We start from the raw sequence: 18,270 nt of genomic DNA on the forward strand, positions 1-18,270 counted from the left end.
GACAGCAGAAATATTTTTAACCATACTCAGGTGAAATATTTTTTACCGAAGAGATCGCCGTGAGAAAAACAAAGCTTGCCCTGCTGGTCCTTGCCGCCTTTGCCGGCGCCGCCTCCGTCAGCGCAGCGCCGGTGGGCATCGAAGCCAGCCACCTGTCGCATGACGTCAAGGTACTGTCCTCGGACGAATACGAGGGCCGCGCCCCGAACAGCGCGGGCGAAACCAAGACCGTTGCCTACATTACGGAACAGTTCATCCAGGCCGGCCTGAAACCCGGCGGCGACCTCAAGGACGGCAAGCGCGGCTGGACCCAGGACGTGCCGCTCGGCCGCTTCGAGATCAAGGGGCCGGTAACGCTCAGCTTCAGCGACGGCAAGGGGGTGCAGAACCTGACTCAGGGCGAGGAAATCGCCGTACGCGCCGCCATGAACGGCGCCAAGGGCGTCGAGTTCAAGGATGCGCCGCTGGTGTTCGTCGGCTACGGCGTGTCCGCGCCGGAGCGCAAGTGGGACGACTTCAAGGGCGTCGACCTGAAGGGCAAGCTGGCGGTGGTGCTGATCAACGACCCCGACTTCGAAACCGGCAAGGGCGACTTCGGCGGCAAGGCCATGACTTATTACGGCCGCTGGACCTACAAGTACGAAGAACTGGCCAAGCGCGGTGCGCTCGGCACGCTGATCGTGCACGAGACCGCGCCGGCCTCCTACGGCTGGAACACGGTCAAGAATTCGAACACCAACGTCATGTACGACATCGTGCGCAAGGATCCGACCCAGGCGCACGCGCCCGTGGAGGCCTGGATCCAGCGCGATCTGGCCAGGACGCTGTTCACGCGCGCCGGCCTCGATTTCGACAAGCTGAAAAAGCAGGCCGAGGGCCGCGCCTTCAAGCCGGTCGAGCTGAAGGGCGTCACCCTGTCCGGCAAGTATGGCGTCGACGCCCAGGTGATCACCTCGAAGAATGTGGTGGCGCTGCGCGAGGGCAGCGAGCGCCCGGGCGAGTACGTGATCTACAGTGGCCACTGGGACCACCTCGGCATCGGCCTGCCGGACGCGAAAGGCGACAAGATCTACAACGGCGCGGTCGACAACGCCACCGGCATCGCCGCGCTGCTGGAACTGGCGCGCGTCTACGGCACCGCGCCTGCGCCCAAGCGCAGCGTGGTGTTCCTGGCCGTGACCGCGGAAGAAAAAGGCCTGCTCGGTTCCGAATACTATGCCTCGAACCCGGTCTATCCGCTGGCGAAGACCGTCGGCGTGATCAACATGGACGCACTCAGCCCCTACGGCCCGACGCGCGACTTCACGATCTCGGGCAACGCCAAGGTCGACCTGCTGGATCAGCTGATCGCCAAGGCCAAGACCTATAAAGTGAGCTACGCCCCGGACCCGACACCGGAAGCCGGCCACTTCTTCCGCTCCGACCACTTCCCGTTCGCCAAGCGCGGCGTGCCGGCGATTTCCTTCGGTTCGGGCGAGACCTGGGTCCAGGGCGGGCGCGCAGCCGGCAAGGCGGCGGGAGAGAAATACGTGGCCAACAATTACCACCAGCCGTCCGACGAGTGGCAGGCGGAATGGACCTTCGACGGCATGCAGCGCGACCTCGAGATGCTGTACTCGCTGGGGCGCGACCTGGCGGAATCGAAGGGCTGGCCGAACTGGGGCAAGGCGTCCGAGTTCCGGGCGGCGCGCGATGCGAGTGCGGGGGAGCGCAAGTAACTCCTTTTCCTTGCACCGTTAGCCCGAACCGCCGCCCCTGCCTTCGCAGGGGCGGCGTGCATGCGCAGCCACGGTTAACTGCCGTACAGTCCCGCCCGCGCCCGCGCCGTACACTCGGTCATCATGAGCCTGACCAGGTGATGCCATGCCCGACGCACTCAAGCTGTACAAATCGAAACGCGATTTCACGATCACCTCCGAACCCGCAGAAGGCGGCGAAGCCAGCACCGGCGCGCTGACCTTCGTGATCCAGAAGCACTGGGCCACGCGCCTGCACTACGACTTCCGCCTCGAACTCGACGGCACCATGAAGAGCTGGGCCGTCCCCAAGGGCCCCAGCTACGACACCCACGACAAGCGCATGGCGGTCCATGTCGAGGACCACCCGATCTCGTATTCCGACTTCGAAGGCACGATCCCGCCGCACCAGTACGGCGCCGGCAAGGTGATCATCTGGGACAAGGGCACCTGGGAGCCGATCGGCGACCCGCGCCAGGGCTTCGCCAAGGGCGAGGTCAAGTTCGAGATCCACGGCCACAAGATGCGCGGACGCTGGGTATTGGTCCGCATGAAAGGTCGGGGCGACGACAAGCAGGAACCCTGGCTGCTGATCAAGGAAAACGACGAGTATGCGCGCCCGGCCAGCGAATTCTCGGTGATCGACGAATTCCCGGACAGCGTCAAGGACTTGCCGATGCCGGCCGGTCCCGGCGAACAGGCCGCGGCGCGCGCCAAGGTCGCCGGGCTGAAAGCTGAAGAAGAGGGCGCCCAGCCCGCCAAAGGCGCCAAACCGAAGACCGGTGCGAAGACCGCGGCATCGAAAAAGGGCGCGCTGCCCGACGGCGCCGTGAAAGCCGATCTGCCCGAAACCCTGAGCCCCGAGCTGGCCACCCTGGTCGACGGGCCGCCGACCGAACCCGCGGAGTGGATCTACGAGATCAAGTTCGACGGCTACCGCATGCTGACCCGTATCGAGGGCAAGGACATCCGCCTGATCACCCGCAACGGCAACGACTGGACCGACAAACTCAAGCCGCTGCAGAAGGAAATCGCGCGGATGAAGCTGCCGGACGGCTGGTACGACGGCGAGATCGTGGTCCACGACGAGAACGGCAAGCCGAATTTCAACCTGCTGCAGCTGGCCTTCGACGGCAGCAACAAGGCGCAAATCATTTACTTCGTTTTCGACGCGCCCTACTTCAAGGGCCACGACATCCGCAACGTGCGGCTGGACGAGCGGCGGCCGCTGCTCGAAGAAGCGCTGGCCAGGAAGCCCTCCGAGATGGTGCGCTTTTCCGCCGAATTCGGCGACGACCCGGCCCAGCTGGTGGTCGCCGCTTGCCAGGTCGGACTGGAGGGCGTGATCGGCAAGCGCCGCGATTCGCGCTACGTCACGCGCCGCTCGCCGGAATGGATCAAGCTGAAATGCGGGATGCGCCAGGAATTCGTGATCGGCGGCTACACCGACCCGAAAGGTTCGCGCACCGGCATCGGCTCGCTGCTGCTGGGTTACTACGACGAGAGCGGCACGCTGCGCTACGCCGGCCACGTCGGCAGCGGCTTCAATGGCGCCTCGCTGCGCCACCTGCGCGAAGTGCTGGAAGCGATCGGCACCGACGAGAATCCCTTCCCGCCGCGCGCGGTACCCGGCCGCAAGAGCCACTGGGTCAAGCCGGAACTGGTGGCCGAAGTGAGCTTTTCCGAGTGGACCGCCGCCGATGCGATCCGCCATCCGGTATTCCAGGGGCTGCGCAAGGACAAGCCGGCGCGCAGCGTGGTGCGCGAGCAGGCCAAGCATGTACAGGAGGCAGAATCCATGAGCGCAACGAAGCAGTCGGCGGACCAGGCCGCACCCGAGGCCGCACCCGACGCGGAATCCAAGCCGAAAAAGGCGAGCCGCGCCAAGCCGTCCAATGCGGCGCCGGCGCCGGCACTGCCCGAGGGATTGCCGACGACCTTCAAGGTCACCCACGGCGAGCGCGTGATGGACGCCGACAGCGGCACCACCAAGCTGGACCTGGTGCGCTACTACGCGCTGGTCGGCCGGCTGATGATGGAACATCTGGAAGGGCGCCCGGTCTCGCTGGTGCGCGCGCCGGAAGGCGTGGGCGGCGAGCTGTTCTTCCAGAAGCACGTGACCGACACACGCAAGATGCCGGGCGTGGTCCAGATGGACCAGAAGCTCGACCCCGAACATCCGAGCATGACCCAAATCGCCACGCTCGAAGGCCTGCTCTCGAGCGCGCAGTGGAACGTGGTCGAGATCCACAGCCAGAACGCCACCGCAGACCATTACGACACGCCGGACCGCATCGTCTTCGACCTCGATCCGGGCGAAGGCGTCGAGTGGGCGCAGGTGCAGGAAGGCACCCAGGTGGTGCGCGCCTTCCTGCAGGAGCTGGGCCTGAATCCCTTCCTGAAGACCAGCGGTGGCAAGGGCCTGCACGTGGTGGTGCCGATCAAGCCCAAGCTGGACTGGGACACGGTGAAGGATTTCGCGCACGCGATCGTGAACCACCTGACCAGGACGCTGCCGGACCGCTTTGCCGGCAAGAGCGGCGCCAAGAACCGCGTCGGCCGCATCTTCATCGACTACCTGCGCAACGGCCGCGGTGCGACCACGGTGTCGGCCTGGTCGGCGCGCGTGCGGCCGGGGCTCGGCATTTCGGTGCCGGTGCGCTGGGAAGAGCTGCCCGAGCTGACATCGGGGGCGCACTGGACCGTGAAGACGGTCGAGTCGCGGCTGGCGGTGGGGAATGCGCCGTGGGCGGATTACGAGACGAGTGCGACCACCTTGACCAAGGCGATGAAGACGCTGGGCTTCAAGGCGCCCAACAAGTAAGCGCTCGAACAGGCGCTCGGATAAAACAACGTCGTTCCGGGCATTGCCCGAAACGACGTATCCAGGACGCGTCAGGCACTCAAGCCGCGTTCTCGTTCCTGAAAATCCCGCGCACGTTCATCGCCAGCAGACCGGCCTGCAGCGCAATCAGCGCCCAGGCGCCGTCATGCACGCCCCACACGATCCACAAGGCGTTGCTCAGGATGAAGGTATAGAACCCGAGGATGCGCCGGTTGGCGCGCCGGGCGCCGACCAGGAAGGCGGCGCACAGCGTGATCACCATCGCTGGCCACTGCAGAAAATCGAGCAAGCTGTCCCAATCCACTCAGGCCGCCTTCCTGCGCCGGGCCGGCGCCTTTTCCGCAGCCGGTTTCGCTGCAGCCGACTTGGCGGCGGTGGCACGCTTTGCGGCAGGTTTCGCTGCCGGCTTGGCGGCCGCCTTGGTCGCGCTTTTAGTTGCTGCTGTGCGCTTGGCCGCGGTGGCATGGGCCGTGCTGCGCGCGGGCGCTTTACGTGCCCGCGGCGGCGGGGCATCGCCGGCGTCGTCGTCATCGTCGTCGGACGGCTTGCGCGACTTGCGCGGCGGCGGATCGTCGTCGTCGTCATCCTCGTCGGCCGCGGCCTTGGCCGGCTTCTTGCCGAGGCTGGCCTGCAGCAGCGCGACCAGGTCGATGACGTTGCTCTTGGCCGGCTTGTCTTCTTCCGGTTCCGGCTCGGTGATGGTCTTGGTCTGGTTGGCGGCGATCTTCTTCTTGATCAGCGCCATGATGTCTTCGCGGTAGGTGTCGTGGTACTGCTGCGGCTTCCACTTCTCGCTCATGCCTTCGACGAGCGCCTTGGCCATCTGCAGTTCCTTTTCCGTCACCTGGGCCGCCTTGGAATCCTCGTCGGGGATCTTCAGCTCGTCGGTGGGGCGGATCTCGTCCGGATAGCGCAGCGTGTTCAGGACGATGGTGTCGCCCACGCACACCAGTGCCGCCAGGTGCTGCTTGACACGGATGACGACGTTGGCGATGCCGATCTTGCCGACCTCGCGCAGGGTCTCGCGCAGGAGCGCGTAGACCTTGTCGCCGCCCTTGCCGGGGGCCAGGTAGTAGGGCTGTTCGTAGTACAGCAGCGGCACCTGGTCGGCATTCACGAAGGCGAGGATGTCGATGGTCTGGGTCGCCTCCGGGTTGGCGCGGCGCAGGTCTTCGTCCGACAGCACGACATATTCGCCGTCGCTGTACTCGTAGCCCTTGATGATGTCGTCCCAGGAGACTTCCTTGCCGGTGTTCTTGTTGTAGCGCTTGAAGCCGATCGGCGCGAAGTCGCGCCGGTCGAGCATGTTGAGGTCAAGACCGTTGTCGCTGACCGCCGGGTACATCTCGACCGGGATGTGGACCAGCCCGAAGCTGATCGCACCTTTCCACATACTCCTCGCCATCGTGCTTCTCCTTCCTTATTCGCCCACCGAACCGGTGATCGGCAGCACCACGCCGGTCACGTAGCCCGAACATACGCTCGACGCCAGGTAGACGTAGGCCGGCGACAGCTCTTCCGGCTGGGCCGGACGGCCGAAGGTGGTGGCCTGGCCGAACTTGGCGATGTCTTCCGGCGACTGGTCGGCCGGGTTCAGCGGGGTCCAGACCGGGCCCGGGGCGACGGCGTTGACGCGGATGCCCTGTTCCAGCAGGTTGGCCGCCAGCGACATCGTGAAGGCGTGGATCGCGCCCTTGGTGGTCGAGTAATCCAGCAGTTTCTTCGAGCCTTTCAGGCCGGTGACGGAACCGGTGTTGACGATGGCGGCGCCGCGCTTCATGTAGGGCAGGCAGGCCTTGGCCATGTGGAAGTAACCGTAGATATTGGTCTTCATGGTTTCGTCGAAGCGGTCTTCGGTCAGGTCGAGCAGCGAGTCGGCGTGCTCCTGGAAGGCCGCGTTGTTCACCAGCACGTCGAGGCGGCCGAACCGGGCTACGATCTGGTCGACCGCCTGCTGGCAGAATTCCATGTCCTTGACGTCGCCGGCGACCGTCACGCACTGCTGGCCTTCGGCCTCGATGTAGCGCTGGGTCTCGGCCGCATCTTCGTGCTCGTTCAGGTACAGGATGGCGACGTCGGCGCCTTCGCGCGCGAACAGGATCGCCACGGCGCGGCCGATGCCGGAGTCGCCGCCGGTGACGATCGCCACCTGGCCGGCCAGCTTGCCGCTGCCCTTGTAGCCCTCGGCCATGAATTTCGGTTTCAGTTCCATCTGCGCTTCCAGGCCCGGCTTGGCCAGGTGCTGGGCCGGGAAGTCGCCGGCCGGCTGCTGTACGCCGGTCTGGGCCGCTTTCTGCTCGCTGCCGCCGGATTCGCTCTTCTGCTTGCTGCCGTCCGCCTGATCCTGGCGGTTCTGGATTGCCTTCTGCTTGTTCGCTGCGTCGTCCTGAATGGCCATGTTGCCCTCCTTGTTCGTGATTTATTCAGTATTCACTCGTCTGGCCGGCGCCTACCGTGCGCTTCCACACACATGGGGGGAATTGGCGCCAGCGTGTAATATGGCGGGTGCCTTATGGCAAACTTGTCACCTTCATGGAATCGGAACCGGGAGTAAAGATGTCGACGGCAGAGGGGCGGGATGGGGGAAAGAGCGGGATCTATCTGAGTCCGGTGGCGCAGCGGCGTACGGAGTTCGGCAACGCCTGCGGCGGGCTGTTCGACGACCTGCAGCTGGCCGACGGCGCCGAGCGCGCCATGGAGCGCATCGCCGCCGGCCAGCCCGACCTGCTGGTGATCGACCTCGATCGCTTCGAACCCGCCATCGACCTGGCGGCGCTCGGCGACCTGGTGGCGCGCCGCGGCGGGGCGCCGACGCTGCTGCTGTGTCCTTACGCCACCGCGCGCTGGGTGCCGGCGCTGGCTGCCTTCGGTCCGGTCGCCTATGCCGTCACCCCGGTCGACGCCGCTGCGCTGCAGGCCGCCGTGGCGCAGGCGCTGGCCGCTCCTGCGCCGCAATCCGCCGGCACGGCCGACGCAGAGCGCCTGCGCGCGCTGCTGGCGCTGCACACGCGGGTGCAGGCGGCGCTGCGCGCGGCCGACGACATCCAGGGACTGGCCGAAGGCCTGTGCCGGGCGCTGGCCGGCTGGCCGGGCGTGCGCCACGCGGCGCTGTTCCACCGCAAGCCGGACGGCGACCTGCAGCTCGAAGCCCAGGCCGGCAGCGAGGGCGGTGAGGGCGGCGCCCCGGCGCTGGCGCTGCAGACGCTGCTGGGCCGTCCCGACCGCCTGCTGCAGACGCCGCTGCGCCACGCGTTCCCGGGCCTGCTGGCCGCCGCCACCGGCGAGCTGGTGCTGCTCGACACCCTCGACCAGGCCGGCGAGCCGGACCTGGCTGCGCTGCTGCGCACGCACGGCGTGGCGATGGCGCTCGGCATCGCGATCCCGGCCGATGGCCCGGGGGCGCCGCGCGGCGCATTGTCGCTGCTGTGGGAGCGTTCGCATGCGCTGGCGCCCGAGGAATTCGCGGCGCTGCAGGACGTCGCCGCCCAGGCTGCGCTCGGCCTGCGCCTGGCCGAGATGGCGCTCGAAAACGAACAGTTGCTGGCGCGCGTGACCTATGTCTCGACCATGGATGCGCTGACCGGCGTCGCCAACCGCCGCCACGGCGAAGAACTGCTGGAAAAGGAAATCCGGCGCGCGCGCCGCTACCGCGTGCCGCTGGCGCTGGTCGCTTTCGACATCGACCGCTTCAAGGCCATCAACGAGCGCTACGGCGACCCGGTCGGCGACGTGGTGCTGCGCAGCGTGTGCGAGGCGGCGCAGGCGGTGCTGCGGGGCAGCGACGTGCTGGTGCGCTCGGGCGGCGAGGAGTTCCAGATCCTGGCGCCGCACACCAGCGCCATCGACGCCCTCAAGATGGCCGAGAAGGTGCGGGTGGCAATCGCCCAGGCCGCCATTCCCGGCGCCGACCACGTCACCGTCAGCCTGGGCGTGGCCCAGCTGGGCGAGCAGGAGAGCGCCGACTCCCTGGTGCAGCGCGTGAATGCGGCGCTGGCGCGCGCCAAGCGGGCCGGCAGGAACTGCGTCGAACTCGCGATGCAATAAGCATGCTGGATTGGTTGAAACATTACCGGCGCGCCGACCTGGCCGGCGACATCGGCGCCGGCATCATCGTCGCCATGATGATGATCCCGCAGGGCATGGCCTACGCGCTGGTGGCCGGGCTGCCCCCGGTGGCCGGCCTGTATGCCAGCATCGCGCCGCCGCTGCTGTACGCGCTGTTCGGCACCAGCGGCGCGCAGTCGGTCGGGCCGATGGCGATCATCGCGCTGATGACGGCGTCGGCCCTCGGTCCGCTGGCGGCGCCCGGCAGCGCGCTGTACGGGATGCTGGCCGGCCAGCTGGCCCTGCTGTCCGGCGCGGTGCTGCTGGCCTGCGGCCTGCTGCGCGTCGGCTTCCTGGCGAATTTTTTTTCGCGGCCGGTGATGAGCGGTTTCACGCTCGGCTCCTCGATCGCGATCGCGCTCGGCCAGCTCGATACGCTGCTGGGCGGCGCGCCGCTGGCGCCGCACGGGCCGAGCGTGCTGCTCGGCGCCGGCGCCATCGCCTTCTTGCTGCTGGCGCGCCGTTACGGTGCCGGGCTGCTGCGCCGGCTCGGCCTGACCCCGGGGGCGGCCGACATCGGCGCGCGCCTGGCGCCGATGCTGCTGGTGCTGGCCGCGATCCTGCTGGTGACGCTGCTGCACCTCGACCAGCGCGGAGTGCGCGTGATCGGCGCGGTGCCGTCCGGCCTGCCGCAGCCGGCGCTGCCGCTGGCGGACGGCTACTGGCAGGCGCTGGGCAAGCCGGCGCTCTTGATCGGCTTCATGAACTTCCTGATCGGGATGTCCGGCGCCCAGGCGCTGGCTCTCAAGCGTGTCGATCAACGCCATGAAAAGCTGCACACCAACCGCGAACTGGTCGGCATCGGCCTGGCCAACGTCGGCAGCGCGCTGTCGGGCGGCTTCCCGGTCACCGGCAGCCTGTCGCGTTCGGCCGTGAATTTTGCCGCCGGTGCGCGCACCCAGCTGGCCGGGGTGATCAGCGCGCTGCTGCTGGCCGGCGCGCTGGTGCTGCCGACCGGCTGGCTGGCGCCGCTGCCGCTGCCGGTGCTGGCCGCCACCATCATCGTCGCCGTGCTCGGCATGCTCGACCTGGGCACGCTGCGCACCGCCTGGCACTACGACCGCGCCGACGCGCTGGCACTGGTCGCGACCGGCGCCGGGGTGCTGCTGCTCGGCGTCGAATCGGGCGTGGTGCTGGGCCTGGTGCTGTCGCTGGGGGCGATGATCTGGCGCGAAAGCCGGCCGCACATCGCGGTGCTGGGCCGCATCGCCGGCACCGAGCATTTCCGCAACGTCGAGCGTTATCCGGGCGAGACCGAACCGCGCCTGCTGCTGCTGCGCGTCGACGCCGGCCTGTTCTTCGGCAACCTGGAAGCGGTGAATGCCCGGGTCGAGGACGAGCTGGAAGCCCATCCGCAGGCGCGCCACCTGGTGCTGGTGCTGTCGGCCGTGAACGCGATCGACACCTCGGCCCTGTTCGGCCTGCTGGAATTGAACGGCACGCTGGCGAACCGCGGCGTGATGCTGCACCTGGCCGAGGTCAAGGGACCGGTGCTGGACCGGCTGCGCGGCTCGGCGCTGCTGCAGGCGCTCAGCGGCCGGCTGTTCCTGAGCACCGCGAATGCCTGGGATGCGCTCGCACGGGACGGTAGCTGATTGCAAGGCCGCGCCGGCTGTGGCAGGATGGTTCCAACGACTTCTTCAAAGGTGGAACCATGCCACGCGCAAGCACGCTCTTCTTTATCGTTGCCGCCATCGGCCTGTATATCATCGGCATGACCACGCCGGCGCAGTTCGCGCTGTTCCTCGGCATGGGTTGCGAAATCGTGGCCGGCAAGCGTGCCATGGACAAGCTGCGTGCGATGCGCCAGGCGCGCGTGGCCGCCCGTCCGGTGCGTGGCGTGCGCGGGCGCCGCTGAGCGTCTACAGCCGGACCCGCTGCGGTCCGGTTTCCATATCATTCGATCCGGTTGCCGGCACTTCATAAAGCTGCCGGTGTCCGTGGATTCGCCTCTGAGTCCGTGTCTTTGCCCCGTGCCACCAGGGCAGGCGACGCGGCGCCGCATTCACTGCGCCATCTTGATGTTCAGCCAAGCTTGATCTAAACGCACCAACACGGTGCATATTCCGCGTTGTTGGTGCACAACGCGTGTGCCAACCTCGCCGGCACGTCGATTCCGCACCGATTCCACACTTTATTTGGCTGGCATGCTTCGTGCTGAAGCAGAAGCATGCCTGACTGTACACGTTCCGAACCGTCCACCACCGCGCCACCCTGGCAAGCCAGCCTCAGCCTGCGCTTCGAGGATGATGCCGGCACCACCCGCCTGACCGGGCGCGAGCACCGCGGGCCGCTGCGCGTCCAGAAGGCGCTGTATCCCGAAGGCGCGCGCACCTGCCACGTGATCGTGGTGCATCCGCCCGGCGGCGTGGTCGGCGGCGACCGTCTGGAACTCGACCTGGACCTCGGCGCCGCGACCCGGGTGCTGGCCACCTCGCCCGGCGCCGCCAAGTGGTACCGCGCCAACGGCAAACACCTGGAACAGGCTTCGCGCCAACGTGTGCGCGTGCGCGTCGGCCCTGGCGCCGCGCTCGAGTGGCTGCCCCAGGAAACCATTTTCTACGACGACGCCGACGTGGTGCTCGAGCACGAGGTCGAGCTGGCCGCGGATGCGCACTACATCGGTAGCGAGATCCTGTGCTTCGGCCGCCGCGCCGCCGGCGAAACCTTCCGCAGCGGCCAGGTGCGCCAGCACACCCGCATCCGCCAGGGCGGCCGCCTGGTCTGGTGGGAGCAGGGGTCGGTTGGCCCCGGCCTGGCGGCCGGCGACGTCATGCGCAGCCCGCTCGGCCTGGCCGGCCACAGCGTCTGCGCGACCCTGATCGCGGTCGGCAAGCAGCTGCCGGCGGCGCTGTTGCACGCCTTGCGCGAGGCCGACCCGACGCTCGGCCTGAGCCAGGTGAAGAACGTGTTCGTGGCGCGCCACCTGGGCGACGACAGCGAAGCCGCGCGCGCCTGCCTGCTGCGCGTCTGGCAGACCCTGCGCCCGCATCTGCTGGAGACGCCGGCACGCGTCCCGCGCATCTGGAACACATGAAGAGGAACCCGGCATGGACCTGACCCCACGCGAAAAAGACAAGCTGCTGATCTTCACCGCCGCGCTGCTGGCCGAACGCCGCCGCGCGCGCGGGCTGAAACTGAACTACCCGGAAGCCGTGGCCCTGATCACGGCGGCAATCATGGAAGGCGCGCGCGACGGCCGCAGCGTGGCCGAGCTGATGAGCGACGGCACCCGGGTGCTGGCGCGCGCCGACGTGATGGAAGGGGTGCCCGAGATGATCCCCGACATCCAGGTCGAAGCCACTTTCCCGGACGGCAGCAAGCTGGTGACCGTCCACAACCCGATTCCCTGAACTAACCCGCAACCCAAGCTGCAAGGAGGTGAGACCATGAAAATCGAGCTACTGACCGCCCCGGCCCTGGACGCCGTGCGTCCGCAACTGGTCGACCTGTTGCTGGACGCGCTGGCACACGGCGCCTCGATGGGTTTTCCGACCGGCCTGACGGCGGGCGCCGCCGACCAGTACTGGCGCGGCGTGCAGGCCGGCCTGCAGGACGGCACGCGCATGCTGCTGGCGGCGCTGCACGAAGGCAGGCTGGCGGGCATCGTCCAGCTCGAGCTGTACCGGCGCCCGCACGGCTGCGACGGTGCCGAGCTGCAGACGATGATGGTGCACAGCCGCGCGCGTCGGCGCGGGATCGGCAGCGTGCTGCTGCGCGCCGCCGAAGCCGAGACGCGCGCCCTGGGCCGTACGCTGCTGTTCCTCGACACCGAACCCGGCTCCGCCGCCGAAGTGCTGTACCACGGCCTCGGCTACACCCGCGTCGATGCGCTGGCGGACGACGACGGTCCGACCGCGATCTATTACAAATCGCTGCGCATGCCGGAGCTCGCATGATCCCGGGCGAATACCTTCTGGAAGACGGCGAGATCGAGATCAACGGCGGCCGCCGCACCGTCACCATGGTGGTGGCGAATGCCGGCGACCGCCCTGTGCAGGTCGGCTCGCATTACCATTTTCACGAGGTCAACGATGCGCTGCAGTTCGAGCGCGGCGCTGCCCTCGGCATGCGCCTGAACATCGCCGCCGGCACCGCGGTGCGCTTCGAGCCCGGCCAGCGCCGCACGGTGGAGCTGGTCGACCTGGACGGGGCGCGCACCGTGGTCGGCTTCCAGGGCCGCGTGATGGGCGCGCTGGCGCCGGATTCCAGCAAAGGGGGAGACTGAATGGCCACGATCACGCGCCAGGCTTACGCCGACATGTACGGCCCGACCACGGGCGACCGCATCCGCCTCGCCGACACCGGCCTCGTCATCGAGATCGAGCGCGACTACGCGACCTACGGCGAGGAAGTGAAATTCGGCGGCGGCAAAGTCATCCGCGACGGCATGGGCCAGTCGCAGCTGACCCGCGACGGCGTCATGGACACCGTCGTCACGAATGCCGTCATCGTCGACCACTGGGGTATCGTCAAGGCCGACATCGGCATCAAGGACGGCCTGATCTTCGGCGTCGGCAAGGCCGGCAACCCCGACATCCAGCCGGGCGTGACGCTGCCGATCGGCGCCGCCACCGAGATCATCGCCGGCGAAGGCATGATCGTCACCGCCGGCGGCATCGACAGCCACATCCACTTCATCTGCCCGCAGCAGATCGAGGAGGCGCTCACCTCCGGCATCACCACCATGCTGGGCGGCGGCACCGGGCCTGCGGTCGGCACCGCGGCCACCACCTGCACGCCTGGCGCCTGGCACATCCACTCGATGCTGATGGCGGCCGACGCCTTCCCGATGAACCTCGGCTTCCTCGGCAAGGGCAACGTCAGCCGTCCGGGCCCGATCGAGGAGCAGATCGCGGCCGGCGCCATCGGCCTCAAGCTGCACGAGGACTGGGGCAGCACCCCGGCCGCGATCGACAACTGCCTGGCGGTGGCCGAGCGCATGGACGTGCAGGTGGCGCTGCACTCGGACACGCTGAACGAGGCCGGCTTCCTGGAATCCACGCTGGCGGCGTTCAAGGACCGTACCATCCACACCTTCCACACCGAAGGCGCGGGCGGCGGCCACGCGCCCGACATCATCGCCGCGGTGGGGCAGGCCAACGTGCTGCCCTCGTCGACCAACCCGACGCGCCCGTTTACGGTGAATACGCTGGACGAGCACCTCGATATGCTGATGGTCTGCCACCACCTCGATCCGGCGATCGCCGAGGACGTGGCCTTTGCCGAATCGCGCATCCGGCGCGAGACCATCGCCGCCGAGGACATCCTGCACGACCTCGGCGCGATCTCGATGATGTCGTCCGATTCGCAGGCCATGGGCCGCGTCGGCGAGACCATCCTGCGCACCTGGCAGACCGCGCACAAGATGAAGGCGCAGCGCGGTCCGCTGCCCGAGGATTCCAGCCGCAACGACAATTTCCGCGTCAAGCGCTACGTGGCCAAGTACACGATCAACCCGGCCCTCACCCACGGCATCGCGCATGCGGTGGGTTCGATCGAAGCCGGCAAGATCGCCGACCTGGTGCTGTGGCGCCCGGCCTTCTTCGGCGCCAAGCCGTCGATGGTGCTGAAGGGCGGCATGATCGCGTCGAGCCTGATGGGCGACCCGAATGCCTCGATCCCGACGCCGCAGCCGGTGCATTACCGGCCGATGTTCGGCAGCTTCGGCGGCGGATTGAAGAAATCGTTCACTTTCGTGTCGCAGGCGGCCTACTACGCCAACATCGGGCAGCAGCTCGGCCTGGCCAAGACCCTGATCCCGATCCGCGGCACGCGCGGCCTGCGCAAGGCCGACATGATCCACAACGGCGCCACCCCGCACATGCAGGTGGACCCGGAAACCTACGAAGTGCGCGCCGACGGCCAGCTGCTGGTGTGCGAAGCGGCCAGCGTGCTGCCGCTGGCGCAGCGGTATTTCTTGTTCTAGATGCGTTCATTCTGAAGGATTCACCATGCTGTCCCTGCATACCAAAATCGCCACCGCCGACACCGTCCACGACGAGCTGGTGCTGCCCTACGACGGGCGCGAACGCTGCCGCCAGCGTGCGCGCCTGGCGTCGGGCGAGGAGGTGGCGCTGTTCCTGGTGCGCGGCACGGTGCTGCGCGACGGCGAGCTGCTGACCGGCGAAGGCGGCCCGGCGGCGCGCGTGGTACGCGTCGTGGCGGCGCCCGAGCCGACCTACCTGGTGCGCTGCCGCGATGCGACCCAGCTGGCGCGCTGCGCCTTCCACCTGGGGAACCGCCACACCCGGACCGAGGTCGGCCCCGGCTGGCTGCGCATCCGCGTCGACCCGGTGCTGAAGGAGATGCTCGAGGGCCTGGGCGCCGAGGTCGCCGAAGAAGTGGCCAAGTTCGAGCCGGAGGCGGGCGCGTATGGCGGCGGCCACGGCCACCACCATGACGACGATGGCCATCGCGGCGGCCTGCTGGCGCCGGTGCCGGTGCGCCAGCGCATCCACCGGCCATCCGACCTGACCGCGCCGGCTGCCACCACCCCGGCCGAACCGGCATGAACGCCGCCAGCCTGCTGCACCTGCTGCAGTTTGCCAGCCCGGCGCTGCCGATCGGCGGCTACAGCTATTCGCAGGGGCTGGAGGCCGCCCTCGAGCAGGGCCTGGTGCACGACGCTGCGTCGGCGCGCGGCTGGATGGTGCGGTACCTAGGAGAAGTGATGGCGCAGTGGGACGGCCCGCTGCTGTGGCGCCTGCTGAAAGCCTTCGAGGCGCGCGACAGTGCCGCCGTGGCGCTGTGGAGCGAATGCTTCCTGGCCTCGCGCGACACCGCCGAACTGCGCGCCGAGACGGTCCAGATGGGCTACTCGCTGACGCGCCTGATCGCGGAGCTGGGCGTGGCAGATGTCGGTGTATTGGGCGATGAGGTGTCGCTGCCGGCCGCCTTTGCCTGCGCCGTCGACGCGCTCGACATCCCGCACGAGGAAGCCTTGCTGGCCATGCTGTTTTCCTGGCTCGAGAACCAGGTGCTGGTGTGCGTCAAGTCGGTGCCGCTGGGGCAGGTGGCAGGGCAGCGCCTGCTGCTGTCGCTGCGTGCCGACCTGGAGCAGGCGGCCGTCACCGCGCGCACGCTGCCGGACGAGGCGCTGTCGAACTGGTCGCCGGGCCTGTCCATGCTGTCGATGCGGCACGAGGTGCAGCATGGCCGCCTGTACCGATCCTGATTTTTTATGAAAGCTGATATGACATCGAATCCCGCACTTTCCACCTTACGGGTCGGCATCGGCGGCCCGGTCGGCTCCGGCAAGACCGCGCTCTGCGAACGCCTGTGCCAGGCCATGCGCAACGACTACGACATGGCCGTCATCACCAACGACATCTACACGCGCGAAGACATGGAGATCCTGCTGCGCGCCAACGCGCTGCCCCCCGAGCGCCTGATGGGCGTCGAAACCGGCGGCTGCCCGCACACCGCGATCCGCGAGGATGCCTCGATCAACCTGGAAGCGATCGCGCGCCTGCAGGCCGATTTCCCGGCGCTCGAGCTGGTGCTGGTGGAATCCGGCGGCGACAACCTGGCCGCCACCTTCAGTCCCGAGCTGTCCGACCTCACGCTGTACGTGATCGATGTCGCCGGCGGCGAGAAGATCCCGCGCAAGGGCGGGCCGGGCATCACCCGCTCCGACCTCCTGATCATCAACAAGACCGACCTGGCGCCGCACGTGGGCGCCGACCTGGACGTCATGGCCAGCGATGCGCGCCGCCAGCGCGGCGCGCGGCCCTTCGTGTTCACCAACCTGCGCACCGGCGAGGGCGTGCAGGCGGTGGTCGACTTCATCCGCGAGCAGGGACTGCTCGATCACTAATCAACAAGGGAGAAAACATGCGCAAGATGGTTCGATATGGGGTGGCCGGGCTGGCCGGGATGGCGGGGCTGGCACTCGCGCTGCCGGCACTGGCGCACCCGGGACATGCCGTGGAAAGCGGCTTCACGGCAGGCCTGCTGCACCCGCTGACCGGGTTCGACCACCTGCTGGCGCTGCTGGCCGTCGGCCTGTGGAGCCGCCAGCAGCGCCACGGTTTCGTGCTGCCGCCGGTGCTGCTGGTGCTGATGGCGCTGGGGGCCTCGATGGCGTGCGTGCTGCCGGCCGTGTCGGCCCTGGAAACCTCGATCGCCGCCACCGTGCTGCTGTTCGGCGTGCTGGCCGCGTTCGCGCTGCGGGTGCCGCCGACGCTGTCGGTGCTGACCGTCGGCTGCTGCGGCTTCCTGCACGGGCTGGCGCACGGACGCGAACTGGCCGGGATGGCGAGCGGCGCCGGCTTCCTGCTGGCGAGCGCGGCGATCATGGCGCTGGGGGCGTTGCCCAGCGCGCGCGTGCGCCGGGTTGCAGGCGCCGCCATCGGCGCGGCCGGCGCGGTGCTGCTGGCACAGGTGGGTTGAAAACGCGCCCGGGATGATCCGGGCCGGTATTCAGGAGGCCTTGTCGGCGCCGCCGGCCGGCGGATTCGGCGCCAGGCGGATCGGCGCCATATCCTTTGGAATGCGGCCGCGCACGCCTTCGTAGCGGGCGGCGATGGCCGCCATGTCGGCTGCCTCGTCGCCGCTCAGGGACATGGTGCGGGTAACGTCGATGATCTTCCTGCCGTAGTCGATGGCGATCAGCGCTACCGGCACCTCGGCTTCCAGCGCAATGCGGTAGAAGCCGCTCTTCCAGTAGGGGCGGTAGCCGCGCGTGCCTTCCGGCGTGACCGCCAGCCAGAACCATTCTGAAGCGTGCATGGTCTGGGCCAGGCGCTTGATCGCGCCCTGCGGCGCGCTGCGGTCGACCGCGACGCCGCCCCAGTAGCGCATCAGGACGCCCATCGGGCCGCGAAACAGCGAATCCTTGGCCAGCCAGCGGAATTGCAGGCCGACCGCCCACTTGGCCAGCAGGCCGACGAAAAAGTCGATGTTCGAAGTGTGCGGATACACCACGGCGATGCCGTGCGGGCCGGGCAGGGGCTTGAAGTGGAATTGCCAGCCGATCAGGTTCAAGAGCCGCAGGGCGGTGCGCTGGCGCCAGGTCGGCAGGGCCGACGGGCGCATCAGGTAGTCATTCATGTTCTCTCCGTCGGGCCGTGGGCGGCCTCTCAGTTGCACGTGCTGCAAGCCTCGGCATTTATATTGCGGTTCGGCAAGCAAACCGCGCATTCTATAGCGGGACATTTCCGGGGACAAGAAAAAACTGGAAGCCCCGCGGCGCTGCCGGTATCATCCTTGCCTCTTCAACAAGGATGGCAAAGATGGACGTCAGGATCTACCACAACCCGCGCTGCGGCACCTCGCGCAACACGCTGGCGCTGCTGCGCGATGCCGGCATCGACCCGCAGGTGACCGAATACCTGGCCACGCCGCCGACCCGTGCCGAGCTGGCCGAGCTGGCTTCGCGCAGCGGCGCCGGGGTGCGCGGTCTGGTGCGCAGCAAGGAAGCGCTGTTCACCGAACTCGGGCTGGACGATCCGGCGACCGGCGACGACGCGCTGCTGGACGCGATGGTGGCCCACCCGATCCTGATCAACCGCCCGATCGTGGTCACCCCGAAGGGCGTGCGTCTGTGCCGCCCGGCCGAGCTGGTGCACGAGATCCTGTAAG

At 68.2% G+C, this 18,270-nt stretch carries 19 protein-coding genes; 15 read left to right on the forward strand and 4 right to left on the reverse strand.

From position 1 onward, the window contains the following. The first annotated feature begins 59 nt into the window (after window positions 1–59). Window positions 60–1,718 (forward strand): M28 family metallopeptidase, encoded by a 1,659-nt coding sequence (locus tag FBX97_RS05110; protein WP_141829217.1) that lies wholly within the window; start codon window positions 60–62, stop codon window positions 1,716–1,718. Window positions 1,719–1,863: 145 nt separating this feature from the next. Next, window positions 1,864–4,560: a DNA ligase D gene (gene ligD, locus FBX97_RS05115; RefSeq protein ID WP_141829219.1), complete on the forward strand. Its 2,697-nt coding sequence runs from the start codon at window positions 1,864–1,866 to the stop codon at window positions 4,558–4,560. Window positions 4,561–4,639: 79 nt separating this feature from the next. On the opposite strand, the gene FBX97_RS05120 is transcribed toward ligD, so the two are convergent. The 3 genes from FBX97_RS05120 to FBX97_RS05130 are packed head-to-tail and all read right to left on the reverse strand — an operon-like array spanning window position 4,640 to window position 6,979. Next, on the reverse strand, window positions 4,640–4,870 hold the full coding sequence (locus FBX97_RS05120; protein WP_370457150.1) for a hypothetical protein: 231 nt from the start codon (window positions 4,868–4,870) through the stop codon (window positions 4,640–4,642). Window positions 4,871–4,885: 15 nt separating this feature from the next. After that, window positions 4,886–5,986: a Ku protein gene (locus FBX97_RS05125; RefSeq protein WP_141829221.1), complete on the reverse strand. Its 1,101-nt coding sequence runs from the start codon at window positions 5,984–5,986 to the stop codon at window positions 4,886–4,888. Between the two features lie 15 nt (window positions 5,987–6,001). Then, window positions 6,002–6,979, reverse strand: a complete 978-nt coding sequence (locus FBX97_RS05130) for an SDR family oxidoreductase (protein WP_141829223.1) — start codon at window positions 6,977–6,979, stop codon at window positions 6,002–6,004. Between the two features lie 158 nt (window positions 6,980–7,137). On the opposite strand from FBX97_RS05130, the gene FBX97_RS05135 reads away from it, so the two are divergent. From FBX97_RS05135 to FBX97_RS05190, 12 genes are all read left to right on the forward strand, one after another. After that, window positions 7,138–8,625: a GGDEF domain-containing protein gene (locus FBX97_RS05135; protein WP_141829225.1), complete on the forward strand. Its 1,488-nt coding sequence runs from the start codon at window positions 7,138–7,140 to the stop codon at window positions 8,623–8,625. 2 nt (window positions 8,626–8,627) lie between these two features. Next, window positions 8,628–10,280 carry a SulP family inorganic anion transporter gene (locus FBX97_RS05140; protein ID WP_141829227.1) on the forward strand — a complete coding sequence of 551 codons (1,653 nt, stop codon included), beginning with the start codon at window positions 8,628–8,630 and terminating at the stop codon, window positions 10,278–10,280. A 59-nt stretch (window positions 10,281–10,339) separates the two neighbouring features. Continuing rightward, entirely contained in the window at window positions 10,340–10,543 is a 204-nt protein-coding gene (locus FBX97_RS05145) for a hypothetical protein (protein WP_141829228.1), read from the forward strand. Between the two features lie 312 nt (window positions 10,544–10,855). Continuing rightward, a complete protein-coding gene (locus tag FBX97_RS05150) occupies window positions 10,856–11,722 on the forward strand; it encodes an urease accessory protein UreD (protein ID WP_141829230.1) in 867 nt (288 codons plus the stop codon). A gap of 13 nt (window positions 11,723–11,735) precedes the next feature. Beyond that, window positions 11,736–12,038 carry an urease subunit gamma gene (locus tag FBX97_RS05155; protein ID WP_141829232.1) on the forward strand — a complete coding sequence of 101 codons (303 nt, stop codon included), beginning with the start codon at window positions 11,736–11,738 and terminating at the stop codon, window positions 12,036–12,038. Between the two features lie 36 nt (window positions 12,039–12,074). Further along, window positions 12,075–12,584 carry a GNAT family N-acetyltransferase gene (locus FBX97_RS05160; RefSeq protein ID WP_141829234.1) on the forward strand — a complete coding sequence of 170 codons (510 nt, stop codon included), beginning with the start codon at window positions 12,075–12,077 and terminating at the stop codon, window positions 12,582–12,584. Then, on the forward strand, window positions 12,581–12,913 hold the full coding sequence (locus FBX97_RS05165; RefSeq protein WP_141829236.1) for an urease subunit beta: 333 nt from the start codon (window positions 12,581–12,583) through the stop codon (window positions 12,911–12,913). Before FBX97_RS05160 ends, FBX97_RS05165 begins: the two co-directional genes overlap by 4 nt. Next, window positions 12,914–14,614 (forward strand): urease subunit alpha, encoded by a 1,701-nt coding sequence (ureC, locus tag FBX97_RS05170; protein WP_141829237.1) that lies wholly within the window; start codon window positions 12,914–12,916, stop codon window positions 14,612–14,614. It begins immediately after the preceding gene. A gap of 25 nt (window positions 14,615–14,639) precedes the next feature. After that, a complete protein-coding gene (gene ureE, locus FBX97_RS05175) occupies window positions 14,640–15,200 on the forward strand; it encodes an urease accessory protein UreE (RefSeq protein WP_141829239.1) in 561 nt (186 codons plus the stop codon). After that, window positions 15,197–15,862 (forward strand): urease accessory protein UreF, encoded by a 666-nt coding sequence (locus FBX97_RS05180; RefSeq protein WP_141829241.1) that lies wholly within the window; start codon window positions 15,197–15,199, stop codon window positions 15,860–15,862. The genes ureE and FBX97_RS05180 overlap by 4 nt, the downstream gene beginning before the upstream one ends. Window positions 15,863–15,880: 18 nt before the next feature. After that, window positions 15,881–16,504, forward strand: a complete 624-nt coding sequence (gene ureG, locus FBX97_RS05185; RefSeq protein ID WP_255517302.1) for an urease accessory protein UreG — start codon at window positions 15,881–15,883, stop codon at window positions 16,502–16,504. Between the two features lie 17 nt (window positions 16,505–16,521). Then, window positions 16,522–17,079, forward strand: a complete 558-nt coding sequence (locus FBX97_RS05190; RefSeq protein WP_221631739.1) for a HupE/UreJ family protein — start codon at window positions 16,522–16,524, stop codon at window positions 17,077–17,079. 30 nt (window positions 17,080–17,109) lie between these two features. Here the strand turns inward: FBX97_RS05190 and FBX97_RS05195 are convergent, their stop codons facing one another. Further along, window positions 17,110–17,739, reverse strand: a complete 630-nt coding sequence (locus tag FBX97_RS05195) for a 1-acyl-sn-glycerol-3-phosphate acyltransferase (protein ID WP_141829244.1) — start codon at window positions 17,737–17,739, stop codon at window positions 17,110–17,112. A 182-nt stretch (window positions 17,740–17,921) separates the two neighbouring features. Here FBX97_RS05195 and arsC point away from each other — a divergent pair, with 182 nt between their 5' ends. Beyond that, window positions 17,922–18,269 carry an arsenate reductase (glutaredoxin) gene (arsC, locus tag FBX97_RS05200; RefSeq protein WP_141829247.1) on the forward strand — a complete coding sequence of 116 codons (348 nt, stop codon included), beginning with the start codon at window positions 17,922–17,924 and terminating at the stop codon, window positions 18,267–18,269. Window position 18,270 lies beyond the last annotated feature (1 nt).

Source organism: Herbaspirillum sp. SJZ107 (assembly GCF_006715485.1).
In the GTDB taxonomy this organism is placed as follows: domain Bacteria; phylum Pseudomonadota; class Gammaproteobacteria; order Burkholderiales; family Burkholderiaceae_D; genus Telluria.